This is a genomic window from Amycolatopsis sp. NPDC003676 (genome assembly GCF_053587275.1).
Genome location: NZ_JBSFNS010000092.1, coordinates 12,862 through 33,369 on the forward strand (window position 1 = coordinate 12,862; position 20,508 = coordinate 33,369).

Annotated in this window: 18 protein-coding genes; 11 read left to right on the forward strand and 7 right to left on the reverse strand. The window is 70.2% G+C overall.

Annotation, left to right across the window (positions count from 1 at the left end; translation table 11 throughout):
- Nucleotides 1-29 precede the first annotated feature (29 nt).
- From ACWDNU_RS34880 to ACWDNU_RS34890, 3 genes are read left to right on the forward strand one after another with little or no spacing between them, the layout of a single operon-like run.
- Complete coding sequence (locus tag ACWDNU_RS34880; RefSeq protein ID WP_377872346.1) at nucleotides 30-1,007, forward strand: alpha/beta hydrolase; 978 nt, start codon at nucleotides 30-32, stop codon at nucleotides 1,005-1,007.
- A complete protein-coding gene (locus ACWDNU_RS34885; RefSeq protein WP_449672009.1) occupies nucleotides 1,004-1,978 on the forward strand; it encodes an alpha/beta hydrolase in 975 nt (324 codons plus the stop codon). The genes ACWDNU_RS34880 and ACWDNU_RS34885 overlap by 4 nt, the downstream gene beginning before the upstream one ends.
- On the forward strand, nucleotides 1,975-3,210 hold the full coding sequence (locus ACWDNU_RS34890; RefSeq protein WP_370937180.1) for a multidrug effflux MFS transporter: 1,236 nt from the start codon (nucleotides 1,975-1,977) through the stop codon (nucleotides 3,208-3,210). The genes ACWDNU_RS34885 and ACWDNU_RS34890 overlap by 4 nt, the downstream gene beginning before the upstream one ends.
- Here the strand turns inward: ACWDNU_RS34890 and ACWDNU_RS34895 are convergent.
- Nucleotides 3,196-3,699, reverse strand: a complete 504-nt coding sequence (locus ACWDNU_RS34895) for a GNAT family N-acetyltransferase (RefSeq protein WP_449672010.1) — start codon at nucleotides 3,697-3,699, stop codon at nucleotides 3,196-3,198. The two genes, ACWDNU_RS34890 and ACWDNU_RS34895, sit on opposite strands and share 15 nt — an antisense overlap.
- Complete coding sequence (locus ACWDNU_RS34900) at nucleotides 3,696-4,283, reverse strand: hypothetical protein (protein WP_449672011.1); 588 nt, start codon at nucleotides 4,281-4,283, stop codon at nucleotides 3,696-3,698. The genes ACWDNU_RS34895 and ACWDNU_RS34900 overlap by 4 nt, the downstream gene beginning before the upstream one ends.
- 193 nt (nucleotides 4,284-4,476) lie before the next feature.
- On the opposite strand from ACWDNU_RS34900, the gene ACWDNU_RS34905 reads away from it, so the two are divergent.
- Nucleotides 4,477-5,394: an AurF N-oxygenase family protein gene (locus ACWDNU_RS34905; RefSeq protein ID WP_344274306.1), complete on the forward strand. Its 918-nt coding sequence runs from the start codon at nucleotides 4,477-4,479 to the stop codon at nucleotides 5,392-5,394.
- A gap of 1 nt (nucleotide 5,395) precedes the next feature.
- A complete protein-coding gene (locus ACWDNU_RS34910; RefSeq protein ID WP_449672012.1) occupies nucleotides 5,396-6,907 on the forward strand; it encodes an FAD-dependent oxidoreductase in 1,512 nt (503 codons plus the stop codon).
- Nucleotides 6,908-6,941: 34 nt separating this feature from the next.
- Here ACWDNU_RS34910 and ACWDNU_RS34915 read toward each other — a convergent pair whose 3' ends face one another.
- Nucleotides 6,942-7,556 carry a hypothetical protein gene (locus ACWDNU_RS34915; RefSeq protein ID WP_449672013.1) on the reverse strand — a complete coding sequence of 205 codons (615 nt, stop codon included), beginning with the start codon at nucleotides 7,554-7,556 and terminating at the stop codon, nucleotides 6,942-6,944.
- Between the two features lie 228 nt (nucleotides 7,557-7,784).
- On the opposite strand from ACWDNU_RS34915, the gene ACWDNU_RS34920 reads away from it, so the two are divergent.
- From ACWDNU_RS34920 to ACWDNU_RS34935, 4 genes are read left to right on the forward strand one after another with little or no spacing between them, the layout of a single operon-like run.
- Nucleotides 7,785-8,492 carry a GntR family transcriptional regulator gene (locus tag ACWDNU_RS34920; protein ID WP_449672014.1) on the forward strand — a complete coding sequence of 236 codons (708 nt, stop codon included), beginning with the start codon at nucleotides 7,785-7,787 and terminating at the stop codon, nucleotides 8,490-8,492.
- Nucleotides 8,485-9,285 carry an arginase family protein gene (locus ACWDNU_RS34925; protein ID WP_449672015.1) on the forward strand — a complete coding sequence of 267 codons (801 nt, stop codon included), beginning with the start codon at nucleotides 8,485-8,487 and terminating at the stop codon, nucleotides 9,283-9,285. Before ACWDNU_RS34920 ends, ACWDNU_RS34925 begins: the two co-directional genes overlap by 8 nt.
- A gap of 36 nt (nucleotides 9,286-9,321) precedes the next feature.
- Nucleotides 9,322-10,170 carry an alpha/beta hydrolase gene (locus ACWDNU_RS34930; protein ID WP_449672016.1) on the forward strand — a complete coding sequence of 283 codons (849 nt, stop codon included), beginning with the start codon at nucleotides 9,322-9,324 and terminating at the stop codon, nucleotides 10,168-10,170.
- A complete protein-coding gene (locus ACWDNU_RS34935; protein ID WP_449672017.1) occupies nucleotides 10,167-11,087 on the forward strand; it encodes an RNA polymerase subunit sigma-70 in 921 nt (306 codons plus the stop codon). Before ACWDNU_RS34930 ends, ACWDNU_RS34935 begins: the two co-directional genes overlap by 4 nt.
- Here the strand turns inward: ACWDNU_RS34935 and ACWDNU_RS34940 are convergent.
- The gene (locus ACWDNU_RS34940) at nucleotides 11,029-11,652 is read right to left on the reverse strand and encodes a hypothetical protein (protein WP_449672018.1); all 624 of its coding nucleotides are present in this window, start codon (nucleotides 11,650-11,652) and stop codon (nucleotides 11,029-11,031) included. The genes ACWDNU_RS34935 and ACWDNU_RS34940 overlap by 59 nt on opposite strands.
- Before the next feature lie 50 nt (nucleotides 11,653-11,702).
- Nucleotides 11,703-12,479: a lysozyme gene (locus ACWDNU_RS34945; protein ID WP_449672023.1), complete on the reverse strand. Its 777-nt coding sequence runs from the start codon at nucleotides 12,477-12,479 to the stop codon at nucleotides 11,703-11,705.
- A 352-nt stretch (nucleotides 12,480-12,831) separates the two neighbouring features.
- Between ACWDNU_RS34945 and ACWDNU_RS34950 the strand changes: the two genes are divergently transcribed.
- Nucleotides 12,832-14,586 carry a hypothetical protein gene (locus tag ACWDNU_RS34950; protein WP_449672019.1) on the forward strand — a complete coding sequence of 585 codons (1,755 nt, stop codon included), beginning with the start codon at nucleotides 12,832-12,834 and terminating at the stop codon, nucleotides 14,584-14,586.
- 40 nt (nucleotides 14,587-14,626) lie between these two features.
- Here the strand turns inward: ACWDNU_RS34950 and ACWDNU_RS34955 are convergent, their stop codons facing one another.
- Nucleotides 14,627-15,469, reverse strand: a complete 843-nt coding sequence (locus ACWDNU_RS34955; protein WP_449672020.1) for an oxidoreductase — start codon at nucleotides 15,467-15,469, stop codon at nucleotides 14,627-14,629.
- 98 nt (nucleotides 15,470-15,567) lie between these two features.
- Here ACWDNU_RS34955 and ACWDNU_RS34960 point away from each other — a divergent pair, with 98 nt between their 5' ends.
- On the forward strand, nucleotides 15,568-16,464 hold the full coding sequence (locus ACWDNU_RS34960; protein ID WP_449672021.1) for a LysR family transcriptional regulator: 897 nt from the start codon (nucleotides 15,568-15,570) through the stop codon (nucleotides 16,462-16,464).
- A gap of 9 nt (nucleotides 16,465-16,473) precedes the next feature.
- Here ACWDNU_RS34960 and ACWDNU_RS34965 read toward each other — a convergent pair.
- Nucleotides 16,474-20,508, reverse strand: a 4,035-nt coding sequence (locus tag ACWDNU_RS34965) for an RHS repeat-associated core domain-containing protein (protein ID WP_449672022.1), incomplete at its 5' end; no start/stop codon positions are given.

Sequence of the window (20,508 nt, forward strand, 5' to 3'; positions counted from 1 at the left end):
CCCGACCCGCCCTCGCCGAGGAGGCTGCCTTGACCCATCCCCCCGTCCCGTTCGACCCGGAGATCGAGCCCGCGCTCGCCGAGATCGTCCCGGCCGACGCGCCCCCGTTCACACGAGAGACGATCCCCGGCCTGCGCCGCGCGATGGCCGAGATGTTCCCGCCCGCCGCGGAAGCGGTCGGCGACGCGCCGGTCACCGTCGTCGAGCAGACCATTCCCGGCCCGGAAGGCGCGCCGGACCTGGAAATCACCATCCTGTCCCCGCACGAGAGCGACGGCGCGCTGCCGGTGCTCTACAACATCCACGGCGGCGGCATGATGGTCGGCCACCGCAACATGGACGTCGGCCGGTTGCTCGCGCTGGTGCTGGAGCTGAACGTCGTCGCGGTGAACGTCGAATACCGGCTCGCGCCCGAACACCCGCACCCCGCGCCGGTCGAGGATTGCTACGCCGGTCTGGTGTGGACAGTCGAGCACGCCGACGAACTGGGCGTCGACCCGTCGCGCGTCGTGGTGATGGGCGGCAGCGCGGGCGGCGGGCTCGCCGCGGCGGTCTCGCTGCTCGCCCGCGACCGGAAGGGCCCGGCGATCGCCGGACAACTGCTGCTGTGCCCGATGATCGACGACCGCAACACGACGATCGCGAGCCAGCAGTACCCCGGTCTCGGCACCTGGACCCGGGAATCGAACCTCGCGGGCTGGCAGTCGCTGCTCGGCGACGCGGTCGGCACCGACGACGTCTCCCCGTACGCCGCCCCGGCGCGCGCGACCGATCTGTCCGGCCTGCCCCCGGCGTTCATCGAGGTCGGCAGCGCGGAACCGTTCCGCGACGAGGACACCGAGTACGCGCTGCGGATCTGGGCGACCGGCGGGCAGGCCGAACTGCACGTGTGGGCAGGCGCCTTCCACGGGTTCGACATGTACGTCCCGGACTGGCCGATCAGCAAGGCCGCGCTCGAAACGCGGAACTCGTGGCTGCGCCGGATCCTCGGGAAGGCGGGGAAATGAGCGTCCCGCCGGTCCCGTACGACCCGGAACTGGAACCCGGACTCGCCGCGTTCCTCGACCTGGTCGAGCGGATCCCGCTGCGCGCGGACACCATCCTCGCCAACCGCGCGCATTTCGCGACGATCATCCCGCCCGTCGAGCAGATGGTCGGCGACCGCCCGGTCGAACTGACCGAGCACACCGTCCCCGGTCCCGAGGGCGCTCCGGACATCGTGCTCACGGTCGTCCGGCCCGCGGCCGGGGTGAGCGGCGCGCCCGCGCTGTACAGCATCCACGGCGGCGGAATGGTGCTGGGCAACCGGTTCTTCGGTCTCGACGGCCTGATCGACGACGTGCTGCGGTTCGGTGCGGTCGGCATCTCGGTGGAATACCGATTGGCCCCGGAAAACCCGGCCCCCGCCGCCGTCGAGGATTGCTACGCGGGTCTCTTGTGGACAGTCGAGCACGCGGACGAACTCGGCATCGACCCGTCGCGGATCGTCGTCACCGGCGCCAGCGCGGGCGGCGGTCTCGCGGCCGGTGTCGCGCTGCTGGCCCGGGACCGCAACGGCCCCGCCATCGCCGGCCAGCTGCTGGCGTGCCCGATGCTCGACGACCGCAACGAGTCGGTCTCGACCCAGCAGTACAACGGAATCGGCGCCTGGGACCGCAACAACAACGACACCGGCTGGGACGCCCTCCTCGGCCCGGCGCGGGGCACCGACGCGGCCTCGCCCTACGCGGTCCCGGCGCGGATGGCCGATCTGTCCGGTCTGCCGCCCGCGTACCTGGACGTCGGCGCCGCGGAGATCTTCCGCGACGAGACAACCGAGTACGCCTTGCGGATCTGGGCGACCGGCGGACAGGCGGAATTGCACGTGTGGGCGGGCGGCTACCACGGCTTCGCCGGTTTCTCCCCCGACGCGGAAGTCTCCCGTTCCGCGGTCGCGACCCGGCTTTCGTGGCTGCGCCGGATCCTGCGCGCCAGATGAAGCGACTCCAACCCGAAGCGAGCCTGGTCGAGCCGGTGGTGCCGAAAAGCCGCCCAGGCGCGCTTCGGATGGCGGTCGTGCTGGGGCTGCTGGAGGTCTTCGGCCCGATCTCCATGGACCTCTATCTGCCAGCACTCCCCCAGCTCGCCGACGACCTACGGGCCGGCCAGAGTCTCGCGCAGGCGACCATGTCGGTCTGCATGCTCGGACTCGCCTTCGGCCAGCTCGTCGTCGGCCCGCTGAGCGACCGGTTCGGCAGGCGGCGTCCGCTGCTGGCCGGAATCGGGCTTTTCACCGTGCTTTCCGTGGTATGCGCCTTCGCACCGTCGATCGAGGTCCTGCTCGCGGCGCGATTCCTCCAAGGATTGTGCGGTTCGGCCGGAATCGTGCTGTCGCTGGCCGTCGCCCGAGACCTCGCCGAGGGCGTCGAACTCGTGCGGCTGCTGGCCTTGCTGACCACCGTCGGGGCACTCGCGCCGATCGTCGCACCGGTGATCGGTGGCCAGCTGGCGGCCATCATCGGGTGGCGCGGCATCTTCGGCGTCCTGGCCGGAATCGGGGCGGCGCTGCTGATCGTCGCCGCGACCGCGCTGCCGGAAAGCCTGCCACCCGAGGCGCGACATCCGCGCACGGGCCGCGGTGAGTTCCGGATACTGCTGAAAGACCCGCTGTTCCTGGGTTTCCTGCTCGTGAGCACCTGCGGCGGGGCGGCGTTCTTCACCTATCTGGCGTCGATCAGTTTCGTCCTGCAAGACGGATTCTCGTTGTCGCCACAAGTGTTCAGCGCCTGTTTCGCGGCGAACGCGGTCATGTCGGTGCTCGGCGCGCAGGTGAATCGAGCGGCAGTGCGCCGTGCCGGACCAGTCCGGATGTACGTACTCGGCACGACCTTCACCGCGGCAGCAGCGCTGACCATGCTGGGCGCGGTGTTGTTCGGGGCGGGGTTGGCGGCGTTGCTGATCCCGTTGGCACTGCTGATGCTCGCGGGCGGAACGACGCAGGCGAACGGCAACGCGCTCGCCCTCGCCAATCACGGCCAGCGAGCCGGAACCGCGGCGGCGCTGCTCGGAACGGCGTCGTTCGCGATCGGCCCGATCGTCGCGCCGCTGGTGTCGCTGGGCGGGACTACGCCGTTGTCGATGAGCCTGACGATGACGGTCGCGTACGGAATCGCGACCGCTTTGCTGTGGCTGGCGGTGTTGCCGCGCTTGCGCCGATCAGGGGCGGCCTGACTCGAACACGAGCTGTCCGTCCTCCTCGCCCACCGCCCGGAAGCCCGCTTTCTCCAGCACCCGGCAACTCGCCGCGTTGCCGGGCAACACATACGCCCGCAGTTCGGGCGCGAGACCGGGTTCCGGGTGGTCCTCATGCCACTGCCGCAGCGCCTGCGTCAGCTCCGTGGCCAGCCCCGCACCCCAGGCCGCGCGCGCCAGCAGGTAACCGACTTCCCGGTGTCCGCTGCCGTGCGCGAGGCCGAACCCAGCACGGCCAAGGAACCCTGCCGCGCCTTCGATCCGCCACTTCGACCAGCCCCGCTGGCGGTGTTCGGCGATGAACGCGTCCAGCCTTTCGCGGGTCGCCGCGCGGGTCTGCGGACCGGTCGTCATGTGCCGCATAACCTCGCCGTCGGCATGCAGGACGGCGAGATCGTCCAGGTCCGAAGGCAGCCAGGTGGTGAGCCGCAGCCGCGGGGTGCGGAGGATTTCTTCCCGGTCGGTCACCAGCCGGGGTGGTACGGCGCCGGCGGGGTTTTCGGCAGCAGCCACGCGCCGGTCGCCCGGTGCGCCGCCAGCACGAGCGCGGCGACCGGGACGATCAGCCACAGGAAGCCGCTCGGGAAGGTCATCTGCAGGGTCGGCGGCGCGCTCTTCCGGACGAAACTGGAACCGAGGCCGACGATCATGAAGACGACGATGTCCAGCACCGCCAGGCTGCTGCCGGCGAGCACGCAGACCCGGCCTGCCGGAGAACGCTTGAACAGGCCGATCGCGCCGGCGACCGCCAGTGCCGCGATCGCCAGGTCCGCGGCGCCGACGATCCCGTTGGAAAGCAGCCTGCTCGAGGACGGATTGCCGACCATCCGGATGACGGCCACGACGAAGCCGATCGTGGCGACCAGGCCGATGACCGAGGCCAAGGTCGCCGCCGCGACCGCGGTGGCCCCGAAATACGCGGTCGGCGGTACCGGGGGCGGCGGCTGGGCCGGGAACTGGCCGCTGTAAGCGGACTGCCCGCCGTAAGCAGGCGGCAACGGCGAGTACTGCTGCGGACCGGTGCCGGGATACGGCTGCGGCGGTTGCGTCACGACGGCGTTTCCTCCGAGGTCAGGAAGACATTCGCGGCTCATCCTGCCAGGTCAGCGGCCCCTTCCCGGCCCGACTGCCCGAACGGACGACACGCGGTTCGCCGGTACCTCTCGCGATACGGCCAGATAGGTGTTACCTTAGGTAACAGTGAATCGCGGTAACGCCTAACCAATGTCGCTCAGGGAGGACCGAATGACCAGCGCAGACGTGCAGCGAGCACCGGAAGCAGCCCCGTCCGGCCGGCACGAGACCGCGCAGCGGCTGCTCGACTCCTCCGCGACCCTTTCCTACGACCCGGCCACCGAGGTCGACTGGGAAACCCCGCTGGACAAGGACTTCCACGGGGCCAGCCCGGAGTGGAGCACGCTCTACGGCACGAGCTACTGGGCCGAGATGACCCCGGAGCAGCAGAAGGAGCTGACCCGTCAGGAGGCGGCGTCGGTCGCGAGCACCGGGATCTGGTTCGAGATGATCCTGCAGCAGATGGTGCTGCGCGATTTCTACGCCAAGGACCCGACCGACCCGGCGTTCCAGTGGGCGCTCACCGAGATCGCCGACGAATGCCGCCACTCGATCATGTTCGCCCGCGGCGCGCAGAAGCTCGGCGCTCCCCCGTACCGGCCGCGCAAGCTCGCGGTCGAATTGGGCCGCGTCTTCAAGGCGGTCGCGGGCGGCGAAGCGGCCTACGCGGCGATTCTGGTCGCCGAAGAGGTTCTCGACGTGATGCAGCGCGACTGGATGCGCGACGAGCGCGTGGTCCCGTTCGTGCGGACGATCAACAACATCCACGTCGTCGAAGAGTCGCGGCACATGAAGTTCGCCCGCGAGGAGACGCGCGAGCAGCTGGAGGGCGCGGGAGCCGTGCGCCGCCAGGTCAACGCGCTGGTCATCGCGATCGCGTCGTACTTCATCGTCAGCAGCATGGTCAACCGCGACGTGTACAAGAACGCCGGGCTGGACTCCGAGCGCGCGCTGCGCGAGGCGAAGGCCAACGAGCACCACAAGTCGATGATGCGGTCGAGCTGTGCCGGGCTGATGGAGTTCCTCGGCTCGTGCGGGCTGCTGACGAAGCCGGCACTGGTGTTCTACAAGCGGGCGAATCTGATCTGACATGGCCTTCGCGATCACCCAGACCTGTTGCAACGACGCGACGTGCGTGTCGGTCTGCCCGGTCAACTGCATCCACCCGACGCCGGACGAGCCGGACTTCGGGACCACCGAGATGCTCTACGTCGACCCGCAGACGTGCATCGACTGCGGCGCGTGCGCCGACGCGTGCCCGGTCGACGCGATCTTCCCGGTGGATCTGCTGACCGACTCGATGAAGGTGTACGCGGGGATCAACGCTGACTTCTACGCCGACCGCCCGCCGGCCGCCGCGAACCCCGCGCCGAACTTCCACCGCTGGGGCCCGCCGACGTTCGACCGCGAGATCCCGAGCGACCTCGAGCCCGCGGACGTGGCCGTCGTCGGCACCGGCCCGGCCGGGATGTACGCGGTGGAAGACCTGCTGCTGCACACCAACGCGCGCGTCACGCTGATCGACCGCCTGCCGGTCGCGGGCGGTTTGGTGCGCTTCGGCGTCGCCCCGGACCACCCGGACACGAAGCGCATCGGCGAGACCTTCTCGCGCTTCCACAACCACCCGCGGCTGAAGCTGAAGCTCGGCGTCGAAGTCGGCCGCCACGTGACTGTGGACGAGTTGGCCGAACGCCACGACGCCGTGATCTACGCCGTCGGCGCTTCTTCCGCGCGCACCCTCGGCATTTCCGGCGAGGAGTTGCCTGGCAGCCTCGCCGCGACGACTGTGGTCGCCTGGTACAACGGCCACCCGGACGTCCCCGCGCACGCCGTCGATCTCTCCGCGGAGCGCGTGGTGCTGATCGGCACCGGCAACGTCGCCCTCGACGTGGCCCGGATCCTCACTGCCGACCCCGACGATCTCGACGGCACGACCATCGCCCCGCACGCCCTGGAACGCTTGCGCTCCAGCAAGGTCCGCGAGGTAGTGCTGCTCGCGCGGCGCGGCCCGGAAGACGCCGCCTACACCTCCCCCGAGCTGATCGCGTTGGCACAGCGCACAGACGTGCCGCTGGTCGTCGACACCGAAGACCCGCGCACCGCCGCCGCGATCGACGCTGGCACCGGAAAAGCCGCGCTATTGCAGGGTTTGGACCGTGAGACGGTCGACTGGACCGCCCCTCCCGCGGACGGCCCCCGCCGGATCGTGCTGCGCTTCCACTCCGCGCCAGTGGAGATCACCGGGGACCGCCAGGTGCGCGGCCTGCGCGTCGACGGCCCTTCCGGCCCGGTCGAGATCGCAGCTGGCCAAGTCGTGCGCGCCGTCGGCTACCGGGGACGTCCGGTGCCGGGCCTGCCGTTCGACGAGGCGGCCGGAACGATCCCGAACACCGCGGGCCGGGTCGAGGGCCGGACCGGTGCTTACGTGGTCGGCTGGATCAAGCGTGGTCCTTCGGGCGGGATCGGCGCGAACCGGACGTGCGCCGGGGAGACCGTCGCGACGCTTCTCGCGGACATCACCTCCGGTGCCGTTCCGTTGCGGGGGCGGCGGTCGCCGATGGCTGCGCTGGCCGCGCGGTTCCGGGGTCGCAGCGCTGGTTGAGTGGAAACCGGTCACGGGGCTTCGTCGCGAAAAGCTACTCGCCGCCTAAATGCGTGAACTCCGACGGAGCAGCGGTGCGTAGTTCAAGTACATCGATGAGGTCAGGCTGGCCGGTGCAGAATACGTGCCGGTCCGCCCGGCGTACTTCGACGACCGCGCAGCCGATGATATCCGTGCGGGTGCCGATCAGAGTCTCGTCATCGATGGACACGGCCTTCTCCGTGGCAGGAGCACGCCGCACGATATCTTGGATGCGCTGGAAATAGGCCATAGCGCTCTCCGCTGGGGCGAAATCGCCGCATGCGTCGCCTTGCCGCCACCGGAACTCGTCGGGACTGTCGGCGAGATCTGCGCGCTTGACAAAGTTGACTACTTGACTGCCCTTGTCTTCGATCGAGAAGGCCGGTTTCGCAGCAGCCGAGGCGGACAATACGTTTTTCACCACCAGCACGGTTCGACCCAGCCGCGCGTAGGACACTTCGAGTGTCAGAAGTTCGTCGTTGTTGACGGTGCCCCGCACCACAGACGCCACCGGCCCGCAGCCCATGCTCTCGTGCGCCACGACCACCGCCCCCGGGAACTCTTCGACCGGGCCGGCCGCGCCAGGAGGTTGTCGGCTGTGCGGCCCGTCGAGCTTCTTCTCCCGCATCGATGCCCTTTCCGCCGCGGCGCAAGCGCGGTCCGACGATAGTGCCGCCGCGCCGCGGGCGATGTCGAGCCCGCAGCACCGCACACACAGCCCCTTCGCGACGGAACGCTCTCGCGCAGCACCGAGCCACGACCGCATCTTCTTGCGCCCCGACCCCAAGACGTCTTGCCAGATTGTCGGACAATCTGGCAATCTGGTGCTCACTGGCGGGGAGGTCAGGGGAGACTGATGACGAATCCGATCACCGGCCTCGGCGCGAACATCCAGCGGCAGAGCACCGCCGAACAAGCCGCCTACGCCGTCCGGCAGGCCATCCTGTCCGGCCAGCTGCCGCCGGGCACGCCGCTGCGCGAGACCGCTCTCGCCGCTGAGCTAGGCGTCTCCCGCAGCACCTTCCGCGAAGCCGCGCGGACCCTCGAAAGCGAAGGGCTCGTCCGCTACCAGATGAACCGCGGCATCGTCGTCGCGGACGTCACCGGCCCCGACGTCGCCGACATCTACGCCGCCCGCACCTCCGTGGAACTGACCGCGGCCGACGCCCTCACCGGACACCGGGATCCGGTCATCTACCAGCAGCTCGCCGACCTGGTGGACCAGATAGAACACGCCTTCGACCACGGCGACACGGCCGCCGCGCTCGATGGCGATCGGCTCTTCCACGCCACGCTGGTCGCGGCCACCCGAAGCCCCCGTCTGTGCCGCTTCCACGCGCAGCTCCAGCAAGAACAGCGCCTAGCCCTAGCGCTGGCCGAGCGCTCCCGCCGCGAACTCGGCCGCATCGAGGACGACCACCGTCAGCTGCTGGACGCGCTCCGCGGCACCCCGGAACAAGCCAGAGCGGAACTCACCGCACACCTGCGAGCCGGCGCCGCCGAACTGCGACGGCTGCTCGACCTGCTCGCCCACCGCACCGAAAGCGAGACACCTCGTGGCTGACCGCTCCTGGGACCTGATCGTCACGCCCTGGCACCTCGACCAGCACATTCCGGAATTCCCGGTCCCCGCCACCGCGACCCAGGTAGTTCCTCCGGTCCTGCCCTCCGGCCCCGTCGCCTCCCGAATGAGCCTCCTTCACCGGGCAACAGCCGACACGGTGGCCCAGGCGGCCAAGCCCCTGGTGCTTTCCGGGGACTGCCCCACCAGCCGCGCCGCCGTGGCCGCGCTGCAGCGGCGCCACCGCGACCTGGCCGTGCTGTGGCTGGACGCTCACGGCGACTTCAACACCCCCGCCATCTCCACCAGCGGCTACATCGGCGGAATGGCGCTGGCCATGCTGACCGGCCGCACCTCCGGCCTCTTCGACGACACGCTCGGCCTGCGCCCGGTCCTCGACACCAGCGTCGCGCTCGCCGACGCCCGCGACCTCGACCCCGCCGAGCGCGATTCCCTTGCTGCCAGCCAGGTTCACCGCATCCCCGCCGAGCCCGGCGCGATCACCGCCGCCCTCGCCCGACTCGGCCCGGTGCCGGTTTACGTCCATCTCGACATCGACGTCATCGACAGCGCCGACCTGTCCGGCGCACGCTTCCCGTCCGGCCCCGGCCCGTCGCTCGCGCAGATCGAGGAATGCCTCGCCGCCGCCTGCGCGACCGCGGACGTCGTCGCCGCTTACCTCGCCTGTGCCTGGCTCCCCGAACACGTCAACGACGAAGCGACCCGCCAGACGATCACCCGCCTCACCGCGGCCCTCGGCGCCAGCCTGAGCTGGCGCGAACCCGCCAGCCGCTGACCGATTCCTTTCCGCCCCGCCCGGGGTCTATCCGGCATGACCACGACAACGCAAGACCCCAACCGCACCCTCTGGGAAGCACGGGCGCGCGGTGAGCGAACCCCAGCCTGGGAAACACTCGCCACGGAGCCGAAAGACATCGCGGCCGAGGCGGTCGAAGCACCGGCCGGACTCTGGCTGCGTCCGCCGGACGCCCTGCCCGGTGCGGCGATCCTGGCAATCCACGGCGGAGGTTTCGTAGGCGGATCGGCCGCCATCCACCGCCGGATGTTCGGCCACCTGGCGAGCGCCGCCGGGGTGAGCACATTCGCCGTCGAGTACGGCCTCACGCCCGAGCACGTGTTCCCCAGCCAGCTCGACACCGTCACCGCGGCCTACCGATGGCTGCTAGCCAACGAATCCGGCCCGATCGCCGTCGCTGGCGACTCCTGCGGAGCGATGCTGGCAGCAGGCCTCGCAGCACGCGCCCGCGACGAGAACCTGCCGATGCCCGCATCCTTGCTGCTGCTGTCGGCATGGACCGATCTCGAAGCGAACGGCACCACCTACGACACGGGCAGCGACCCGTTCTTCACCCGAGGCCTAGTCCGCGGCCTCGCGACCGGTTACCTGGCCGGAGCGAACCCGCGTGACCCGCTCGCCTCACCCCTCCACGCGGACCTGCACGGGCTGCCGCCGACGTATCTTCAGGTCGGCGCGGAAGAGTCGCTGCTGGACGACAGCCGGGAACTCGCCCGGCGGATGCGAGACGCGGGCGTCGAGGTCCGCATCGACGAATTCCCCGGCCAGGTCCACACGTTCCAGATGGCGGCGGGCAACACCGCCGTGGCCGACGAGGCGGTTCGGGAGGCGGGATCGTGGCTGCGGTCGACACTGGTCCGGTGACGGATTTCGAACGGGCGGCGGCCCCGCTCCGCGGAGAGCTGCTGGCGCACGCCTACCGGCTGCTCGGTTCGTGGCACGAGGCCGAGGACGCGGTCCAGAGGACCTACCTGCGCGGCTGGCGCGGCTGGGACGGCTTCGAGGAGCGGTCCTCGGTGCGCACCTGGCTGCACCGCATCGCGACCAACGTGTGCCTCAACGCGGCCCGTGACCGCGGGCGGCGCGCCCTGCCCTCGGGCATCGCCGCCGACGACACGAGACCGGACGTGCTGCCGCCGGAGACGTGGATCGAGCCGTTTCCCGGCGACCGCGCGGATCTGCGGCTGGCGTTGATCGCCGCGATGCAGACGCTGCCTCCCGCCCAGCGCGCCGTGTTGCTGCTGCGCGAGGTGCTGGCGTTCCCGGCAGCCGAGGTCGCCGAGATGATGGACATGTCCGTCGCCGCGGTGAAAAGCAGCCTGCAACGCGCCCGCGCGCGGCTGGCCGAGGTCGAGTCCGGTCCCGAGGACGTCGTCGAGCCCAGCTCGCCGCAAGCGAGGCGGCTGCTCGACGCGTACGTCACCGCGTTCGAGAGCGCAGACGTCTCCGGCTTGACGAACGTGCTTCGCGCGGATGCCACGCTCGAACTCCTCCCGAGCCGCACGTGGTTCAACGACATGGACGACTGTTCCCAGGTGTTCGCCGAGGCGGTGGGCAAGCCCGGCGACTGGCGGATGGACCGAGCAGTCGTCAACGGTCAGCCCGCAGCCGTCGTTCGCTGGCAGGGGAAACCGTTCGGCGTCGCGGTGCTCGACGTCCGACGAGACGGCATCGCCGGGGTGACCGTCTTCAACGACCCCGCCCTCGTCGAACGCCTCGAGGTCACTCCGTCTTCTGCCTGGCCGCCAGCGTCTCCTCCACCTCCGGCACCCAAAAGCTGAGTTCCAGAGTCTTCACGCTCGCCCAATGCGACATCAACCGGCCCTGCGCGACCAACGCCGGAAACGCGCCCGCGAACAGCACCGCGGCGCACGCCGCGAACACCGGATGCGGCCCGACGATCAGCTCCACCACCGAAGCCACGAACCCGAACGCCATCGCCGGGCTGGAATTGCGCAGCATCAGCCCGGCGGTGCGCAGTCGGGTCGCTTCCATCGCCGCGTCGGCGTCGTGCAGTTGCAGCGCCGAGAGCAGCAGAAACGAGTCCGCCTCGACGAACACGCGCCCGCGCGCGGCCGGGTTCCGGCGCAGGAACTCCTCCCGCGCGTTCCGCTTCCGCCGCCGCGGCAGCCACCGCGCCGCCCGCGCTCCCAGCGGATACGCCAGGTATCCGAGCAGGTAGCTCGCCACCACGATCCCGATCACCAGCACCACGCCCGGCCCGCGCGAGACGGCGGCGAGGTCGAGCCAGTGCAGCCGTCCGGCGAGATAGGCCAGGAACGCCAGGTGCAGCGCGCCGGGGATCGCATAGGTGAAGAGGTCGAAGAGACCGATCGCGAAAGTCACCCGGTGATCCAACTACGACCGGACCCCCTCCGGTACGGCTTTTCAGGCGATCACGCCGACGAACCGCCTCCCCTGGCGAGCGCCTCCACGCGGTTCATCGGCCCGTTGTAGTAGTTCTGGTCGCCGGGCAGGCTGCCGGTGCGCGAGAACTGCCAGATGCTCTGCTTGTCCCAGCCCGCCGGGAGTTCGCCGATCTCCGGGGCGTACCGGGCGAGCCACAGCGGGTTGGTGTCGCCGAATCCGCCGGCGTTGCCGGTGCAGAGTTTCCACCACGACGTCGAGGTGTAGATGATCGCGCTGCGGCGCTGTTTCGCCAGGTAGCGCTGGGTGAAGTCGGCGATCCACGCGGTCATGTCGGCCTGGCTTTTGCCGTAGCAGGCGTCGCCGTACGGGTTGTACTCGATGTCGAGCGCGCCCGGCAGCGTCGAGCCGCCGCCGCGCCACGCGCCGCCGTGGGCGATGAAGTAGTCGGCTTGCTCCGCGCCGCTGGAGACGTCCGGGCGGGCGAAGTGGTACGCGCCGCGGACGATGCCCGCGTCGTGCGCGCCGTTGTACTGCTGGTCGAACTGCGGGCTCACGAAGCCGGTGCCCTCGGTCGCCTTGACGTAGGCGAACCGCGCGCCCGCGCCGGCGGCCTGTCCCCAGTCGACCGTGCCCTGGTGCCCGCTCACGTCGTGGCCGAGGGTCTGCCCGACCGCCGGGTCGAACCGCGGGCTTCCGCTTTGCACGCCCTCGTGCCGGAGAATTTGTGAACCGGCAACATTCTCGCCGGCCTTCGAGTAGTCCGCGGCGGCGGCCGGTCCGGCGGTCGCGACGCCGCACGCCATCGCCAAAACCGACACGGTGGCGGCGAAAGCGAGCCGCCAGGGTTTGTCCGTTGCTGTCCGGGTCACCGAGACTCCGATCTTCACGGCGGCAGGTCCAAGGTCATCTTGCGGCACGACGCGGCACGAGGCTGGCTGCGTCACCCGGACGTGAACAGGATTCCGATAGCCGGAATCGCGCCAGTGGTCCAGACAACCGTGACCGAGTTGTGACCGGCGCCACGCGGCCGGGCGTTTAATTTGTTGTTGCCGACCACAAACTGGTGGGTAAATCCCCTACCGCGGAGGTGTCCCCGACGTGAACCGGACTTATCGACCACCCCGACCTCGTCGATCGCGTGGCCCGGCCGTCGCGATGCTGGCTTTGCTGGCCGCGGCCGGGCTCGCCGTGCCCGCCGCCGCGGCCCCAGCGTCCGGTCAGGCGGACTGCACCGGCCAGTCCGATCAGCCGGATTTCGGGCCGAACGTGCACGTTTTCGACCCGGGAGTGCCCTCCGCGACGATCCAGGCCCAGTTGGACAAGGACTTCGAGGCGCAGAAGGACACGCAGACCGCGCAGTTCGGCTCGGGCCGCGTCGCGCATCTGTTCAAGCCGGGCACGTACGCGGTGCACGACAACGTCGGCTTCTACACCTCGGTCGCCGGTCTCGGCCAGAATCCGGACGACGTCCAGATCAACGGCGACATCACCGTGGACGCGTTCAACGGATCCGACCAGGGCTCGGCGCTGCAGAACTTCTGGCGTTCGGCGGAAAACATGGCCGTCACGCCTTCCAGCGGCAGCGACCGCTGGGCGGTGTCGCAGGCCGCGCCGTTCCGCCGGATGGACATCAAGGGCGGGCTGCAACTGTTCCCGGCCAGCTACGGCTACGCGAGCGGCGGCTACGTCGCCGACACCCGCGTGTCCGGCCAAGCCGCGTCGGTTTCGCAGCAGCAGTGGTACACGCGGGATTCGGCGCTGGGCAGCTGGGACGGCGGCGTCTGGAACATGGTCTTCTCCGGGACCACCGGCGCGCCGGCCAACACGTTCCCGAACCCGCCGGAAACGACCCTCGACACCACGCCGGTGTCGCGCGACGTGCCGTATCTGTACGTCGACGACAGCGGCAACTACCGCGTTTTCCTGCCGTCCCTGCGCACGAACGCGTCCGGACCGAGCTGGGCGAACGGCGGCACGCCCGGCGATTCCGTCCCGATGAGCCAGTTCCGCGTCGTCAAACCCGGCGACAGCGCGGAGAGCATCAACAGCTCCCTCGACTCCGGCTGCAACCTGTTCTTCACCCCCGGCGCCTACCACCTCGACCAGACGCTGAACGTGACCCGCCCCGGCACGACCGTGCTCGGCATCGGCTACCCGACGCTGATCCCGGACAACGGCGTCGACGCGATGCACGTGTCCGATGTGGACGGTGTACGGGTGAAGGGCCTGCTCTTCGACGCGGGCACCCAGAATTCGCAGTCCCTGCTGACCGTCGGCGAGAGCGGGAAGCACACGAGCCACGCGGCGAATCCGACGTCGCTGCAGGACGTGTTCTTCCGCGTCGGCGGCGATCTGGCGGGCAAGGCGACCAACAGCCTGGTGGTGAACAGCGACGACACGATCGTCGACCACGTCTGGGCGTGGCGCGCCGACCACGGCGACAGCGGCACCGTCGGCTGGACCACGAACACCGCCGACACCGGCGTGCTCGTCAACGGCGACAACGTGACCGCGACCGGGCTGTTCGTGGAGCATTACCAGAAGTTCCAGGTCGTGTGGAACGGCCAGAACGGGAAGACGATCTTCTTCCAGAACGAGATGCCTTACGACGTCCCGGATCAGGGTTCGTGGAATTCCGCGCCCGGCACTGCCGGGTACGCCGCGTACAAGGTCGGCCCGAACGTGACGTCGCACGAGGCTTGGGGTCTGGGCAGCTATTGCTTCTTCGACACCAACCCGGCGGTTTCGAGCTATCACGCGTTCGAGGTGCCGCAGAACGGCGGGGTGAAGCTGCACAGCCTGCTGACGGTGTCGCTGAACCACCGCGGCACGATCACCCACGTCGTGAACGACACCGGCGACGTGACTCCGGACGGCACCAAGCCGGTCAACGTCCCGAATTATCCGTGACCCGGGCTGGTGGCCGCCTCGCGCGGGCGGCCACCAGTCTTCAGTCCAGCGCGGTCGCCCGGCTCACCGACTCCCAGGAGTCGAGATCCTGAGCCAGGGCCTCGATTTTGCCCCGGATCGCGTCCACGGCGTCGCCGCCGAGCGCGAGCCGCAGCGGGGCGTCCGGCGCGTCCACCGCCCGCAGGATCGCGGCCGCCGCTTTCGCCGGGTCGCCGGGCTGGGTCCCGTCCATCCCCTCGATCGCGGCGCGCGTGGCCGCGGTCGTTTCGGCGTAGGCGTCGATCTTCCGGGAGCGGTGCATGGCCGCGCCGCCGAACGATGTCCGGAACGCGCCCGGCTCCACGATCAGCACCTTGACCCCGAGCGGCGCGACCTCCGCCGCGAGCGCCTCGGACATGCCTTCCAGCGCGAATTTCGCCGCGCAGTAGGCCCCGAACGCCGGCGGCGCGAGCAGTCCGCCCATAGAACTCATCTGCACGATCGTCCCGCTCCCCTGCTCCCGCAGCAGCGGGACGACGGCCTTGGTCATCGCGACCGCGCCGAAGAACATCACTTCCAGCACCGCGCGCAGGTCAGGCAGCGTCAGTTCCTCCACCGCGCCGACCGAGCCGTGCCCGGCGTTGTTGACCAGCACGTCGATCCGGCCGAACGCGTCCAGCGCCGTCCGCACCGCGGCATCGATCTGCGCCGGGTCGGTGACGTCCAGCGCGGTCGTGCGCACCCGGTCCCCGCCGGATTCGACGAGGTCGGCGAGCGTCTCCGGTTTGCGCGCGGTCGCGACGACCCGGTCCCCCACGGCCAGCGCGGCCTGGGCGAGTTCGCGGTCGAAGCCGCTGGAGCACCCGGTGATCAGCCAGACGCGGCCGGCGGTTTCCTCGGTCATTGAGCAGTCCCTCCAGTGGTTTCTTCCGCCTCCGATCGTGGCGCGCGCCCGCCGGGGTCCGCCAACACCGGTTCACTGGCGGGCTACAGTCTCAGCCTGTGACCCCTGAGCTGCGGCAGCTGCGCTACTTCGTCGCCGTCGCCGAATCAACGAGCTTCACGCGCGCGGCGGCGACCCTCCACATCGCCCAGCAGTCGCTCTCGCAGCAGATCACCGTGATGGAACGCCAACTCGGCGCGCAACTCTTCGACCGCGACGCCCGCGGCACCCGGCTCACCCCGATCGGCGAACTCTTGCTGCCGGAAGCACGCGCGGTGCTCGCCCGCGCCGAACAAGCCGTCGCGACAGTCTCCCGCGCGGTCCGCGGCGAGATCGGCGCCCTCCGGCTGGCTTTCCTTGCCAGCACGGCGAATTACCTGCTCCCGCCGGTCGTGCGCGCAGTCCGGGACCAGCTGCCGGAGCTGACCGTCACCACCGCCGAAGTCTCGATCGCCGAACTGGTCGACGGGGTGCGCGGCGGCCGGTTCGACGCGGGCTTCACGCGCCCGCCGCTGGTCGACGACCTAACGACGCACCCCCTCCTGACCGAGGAGGTCTGCGCGGTCCTGCCCTCCGGCCACCGGCTGGCCGACCGTTCCTCGCTGCGCCTGGCCGACCTCGCCGACGAGCCGTGGGTGCTGACGCCGCGCACGTCGTGGGATCCCTGGCACCGCAAGTACGACGCCGACTTCGCCGCCGCCGGGTTCACACCCGACATCGTGCAGCGAACCGCGACGGTGCAGGGATTGCTGGGGCTGGTCGCGGCCGGGGTCGGCGTGACGCGGCTGGCGCGGTCCGCCCACAGCCTGCGCCGCACCGGCGTGGTGTTCGTGCCGCTGGACGGCGAATCCGCGCACACCGTGCTGGCGTGGCGCTCCGACGGGCCTCGGCCAGCCGCGCTCCTGGAGGTAGTCACGCGGCTGGCGGAGACGACGGATCTGTCCGGCGCAGGCTGACCCAGCGCGTCAGCCTCCCCCGTTGTTCTCGTCCAACTCCAGGGCCCGCGCTTGCTGCGCGAGCGCCTTTTCCTCCATTTCCTTCATCTCGGCGCGCTTCGCGTCCGAAATGGGCGTGTTCCCGTCGTGGCCGCGCAATTCCGGCGGGTCGTAATCGCCGTTCTCCCACCGTTTATACATCGGGTCGCTCTTGTCCTTCGGAGCCTGGAATCCCCATTTGTCGAGCAGTTCGTCGGCCGACCCCTTGGGGTATTCGCCAGTCCGGCGCTGTTCGTACGCCAGGTGCGCCTCGGCCCGGCCGCCCGCGGTGAGCGGGTCGGTCCGCGCGAACGAATCGCCGGACGCGGTCATGTCGGCGTGCGCCTTCGAACCGGGTGCCGGAACATACGGCATCCCCTTGCCGCCGGCGTACATTTCGTCGACCATGCGGTGGTAGGAATCCTCGGATCCGCGCATCCACCGCTGCTCGTCGTCGAAGTCCTTGAGCTCTTTTTTGCGCGCGGGGTCGTTGCCGTTTTCGATTTCGCTGCGGTGTTCGTTGAGGTCGTCGCGGCGCGCCTGCTCGGCCTTCGCGTCTTCCGCCCGTTGTTTGTAGGCATCCGCCGACGCTTGCCGCTGTTCCGGGGTGTTTTCGATCCGTTCCCGCACTTCGGAGCCGTCCGGATGCTGTTTTCCGGGCACCGGCCTGGTTTCGGTTCCGTAGGTGTGGATGCCGTGTTTCGGGTCGTGGAAGTCGGGATGGTGGACGTGTTTCGGGTCGTCGCCGTGGTAGACCTTCTCCTGCGGGCTCACGTACGTGTCGTGCGGCTGGCGTCCCGGCACCTGGTAGGTCGGGCGGGTGTACTTGCCCTCCATGTGCGAGTAGCCCATTTGGTTGAGCTGCAGCAGACCGGACGTGTCCTTGCGCTCGTAGGCCTGCCGCTGCGCGTAGGCGTAGGTCAGCTGGTGCTCGTCGTGCGTCTTCCCGCCGGTGAAGCCGGAGGTGTGCATCTGCTTGCCGCTTCCGGTGCCCGGGTGCATCCGGTGGAAGTCGTGGCTTTCGTAATAGCCGAAACCGGCGTTCTCCAGGGTCTTTTCGTCGGACCGCTTCCGCGCCGCTCCGCTGCCGTCTTCCGCGGCGGCCTTGTGCAGCCCGGCGTGCTCGAGCTGGTTGGTCTGCTGCCCGTCGACCTTGTAGCCGTGCGCGTCGCCGATCCGCGCGGCCTCGTTGGACTTGTCGCCGAAAGTGCCGGGCGGATTCTTCGGCTCCTTGGCCGCCTTCTTCGCCGGGGGCTGCCCCGAGGTGGTGTTGCCGCGTTTGCGCTTGTTGTTCGTCCGCGCGGCGTTCGCGGCCGCCTGCTGTTGTTGCTGCTGCCGCTGCATTTCCGCGAGCTTCTTGGGACAGGGCCCTGGCGGCAGCGGCAGCGGGCTGAGGCCGAGCGGGTCGACCATCGCGTTCGGGTTGTCCACGTAGGCCAGCGAGTCCGGGGACGGGCCGAGGCCGAGCGGGTCGTGTGAGAGGTAGCGGCCGGTTTCCGGGTCGTAGTAGCGGTGCATGTTGTAGTGCAGCCCGGTTTCCGGGTCGTAGTACTGGCCGGGGAACCGCAGCGGGGTGCGCGCGGTCCCGTTCTCCGCGACGACCGAGCCCCACAGCGAGGTGCGCTGGTGCCCGGCCAGCGCGCCCGCGCCGTCGAGCAGTTCGGCTGGCGCGCCCACCAGGTCGGTGACGACGGCGTGGAACCGTTCGCCGGGGCGTTCGCCGAGCGTCCGTTCGGTCTGCGCGAGCACTTGGTCGGAGTCGGGCAGCCAGTCCCACACGGTCGCGACCTGCGGGCGGCCGGGGACGCTGTGCACCTGCTCGGCGGGCTGGTAGTGGTCCCAGGCGAATTCGATCTGCTCGGCCACCGCGCCCGTGTGGTCGAGGCGCTGCTTGGCGACGCGCCTGCCGAGCGCGTCGTAGCGGTAGCGCCAGACCGTGCCGTCCGGGGTGCGCACGCCGGTCAGCCTGCTCGCCGAGTTCCACTGGTATTCCCAGCGCTGCCCGCGGCGTTCCCGCGCCACGACCCGGCCCTCGGCGTCGTGGGCGTAGCGGGTTTCGCCGGCGGACTCGACGAGCGTGCCGCGGTAGGTCCGAGGGCCTGTCGCGGCCGGGTCGCCCGGCCAGCCTGCTTCGGTGATCGCACCGGCGGCGTCGTAGCCGTAGGTTTCCCGCCAGCCCGGGCCTTGGACCGCGCTGACGCGGCCGCCGGGGCCGACCTCGTACGAACGCGGCCCGGCGAGCAGATCGCCTGTCGCGTATAGGTTTCCGTCCGGCAGGTAGCGGTAGTCGCGCTGCTGCACGGTTTCCTCGCCGCGCAGCACGGTCTGGCCGCCCAGCTTGCCGGCCGAGGTCCAGTGCTGGCGCAGTTCCGCCACCGGCGCGGTCCCGGCGAAGAGCCGGCGCACCGTTTCCTGTCCCGCGGCGTCGTACTCGAAGCGCAGCGTGCGGCCCGCGGTGGTGATCGCGGTCGGGCGGTCCGCGGAGTCGTAGCCGACCGACGATTCCGCCCCGCTGGGCGTGCGGCGGCCGGTCCGCCTGCCGAGCGCGTCGTACTGGGACCGCACGACGCGGCCGTTGATCGACTCGGACACCAGCTGCCCGGCCGCGTCGTAGTCGAACCGGACCTCGGTCTCGCCGTTGCGCGCCAGGATCATCCGGTCCGCGTGGTCGTAGGAGAATTCGGCGACGTCGTCGTCGGCGGTGCGCCGCACGAGCCTGCCGAGCGCGTCGTATTCGAGCGCGATCGCCTGCCCGGCCGCGTTGACCCGGCGGACGAGCTGCCCCGCCGCGTCGTAGCCGTAGCGCAGGACCCGGCCGTTGTAGTCGGTCTCCGCGACGACCCGGCCCGCCTGGTCGTATTCGTAGCGCCAGACCAGGCCGCGTTCGTTCGTCACCGTCGTCAGCCGCAGTTCGGTGTCGTAGCCGAACCGCCGAACGCCGCCGTCGGGGTCCTGTTCGGACATCGGCAGGCCGAACGCGCCGTACTCGACCCGGTGCACGCCGCCGCGCGGGTCGACCGACTCCTCGACGTTGCCGACCGCCTTGAAGCCGAACTTGCTCACCGTGCCGTCGGCGTTGCGCTGCTGCACCAGATCGCCCGCCGCGTTGCGCACCCGTTCCACGAACGCGCCGGTCGGCCCGGTGATCGAGACGATCGCGCCGAGCGCGTCGTAGCGGTACCGGGTCACCGCGCCGTCGGGAGCGGTGATCGTGGTGGGCAGACCGGCCGCGTCGGACTCGATCCGGGTGACGCCGCCGAGCGCGTCGGTCAGCGTGGCCATCGCGCCGGTGACCGGGTCGTAGGTGTAGGCGGTGACCCCGCCCGCCGGGTCGATTTCCTTGACCAGGCTGCCGTTTTCGTCGTACTCGTAGCGCCAGACGTCGCCGGAGGGACCGGTCGTCGAGACCGGCAGGCCGCGCTCGTCGTACTCGTTCGCCAGCCGCGTGCCGTCCGGGCGGGTGACCGCGACGACGTTGCCGAGGACGTCGTACTCCCAGCGGGTGGCGTGGCCGAGCGCGTTGACGCTGGCGGTGACGCGGCCGTACTCGTCGTATTCGGTGGTCGAGGTGTTGCCGAGCGGGTCGGTTTCGGCGACGACCTTCAGCTGCTCGTTCAGCTGGAAACGGCGGACCGCGCCGAGGGAGTCGGTGACCGTGGTGACCAGGTTTTCCCGGTCGTAGGACAGCTCGGTGTCGAGGTAGCCGCCGTCGCCCCGGGCGCGCACGCACCGGCCGTCGCTGTCGTACTGGTAGCCGTACCAGCGGCCGTTGACGTCGTCCCAGCGCACCATCCGGCCGTCGGCGTCGTAGCGGAACTTGTGCGAGGTGCCGACCGCGTCGACGACCTCGGTCAGCCGCCGGGCGGAGTCGTAGCGGTACTCCCGGATGGCCACCGGCGCGTCCGGCACGCGCAGCGCGGTGACCAGCCCGTCCGCCGAATCGATCGTGACCCGGTAGCCGCCGGAGTGCTCCATCTCCACCGGAACGCCGTCCTGGTAGCGGAAGACGATCCGGTTGCCCGAGCT

Coding starts and splice junctions, on each gene's coding strand:
- ACWDNU_RS34890 (WP_370937180.1), top strand. CDS start 1,975: ATGAAGCGACTCCAACCCGAAGCGAGCCTGGTCGAGCCGGTGGTGCCG.
- ACWDNU_RS34945 (WP_449672023.1), bottom strand. CDS start 12,479: ATGGCGTGCGGCGTCGCGACCGCCGGACCGGCCGCCGCCGCGGACTAC.
- ACWDNU_RS34930 (WP_449672016.1), top strand. CDS start 9,322: ATGACCACGACAACGCAAGACCCCAACCGCACCCTCTGGGAAGCACGG.
- ACWDNU_RS34950 (WP_449672019.1), top strand. CDS start 12,832: ATGCTGGCTTTGCTGGCCGCGGCCGGGCTCGCCGTGCCCGCCGCCGCG.
- ACWDNU_RS34955 (WP_449672020.1), bottom strand. CDS start 15,469: ATGACCGAGGAAACCGCCGGCCGCGTCTGGCTGATCACCGGGTGCTCC.
- ACWDNU_RS34885 (WP_449672009.1), top strand. CDS start 1,004: ATGAGCGTCCCGCCGGTCCCGTACGACCCGGAACTGGAACCCGGACTC.
- ACWDNU_RS34910 (WP_449672012.1), top strand. CDS start 5,396: ATGGCCTTCGCGATCACCCAGACCTGTTGCAACGACGCGACGTGCGTG.
- ACWDNU_RS34905 (WP_344274306.1), top strand. CDS start 4,477: ATGACCAGCGCAGACGTGCAGCGAGCACCGGAAGCAGCCCCGTCCGGC.
- ACWDNU_RS34915 (WP_449672013.1), bottom strand. CDS start 7,556: ATGCGGGAGAAGAAGCTCGACGGGCCGCACAGCCGACAACCTCCTGGC.
- ACWDNU_RS34920 (WP_449672014.1), top strand. CDS start 7,785: ATGACGAATCCGATCACCGGCCTCGGCGCGAACATCCAGCGGCAGAGC.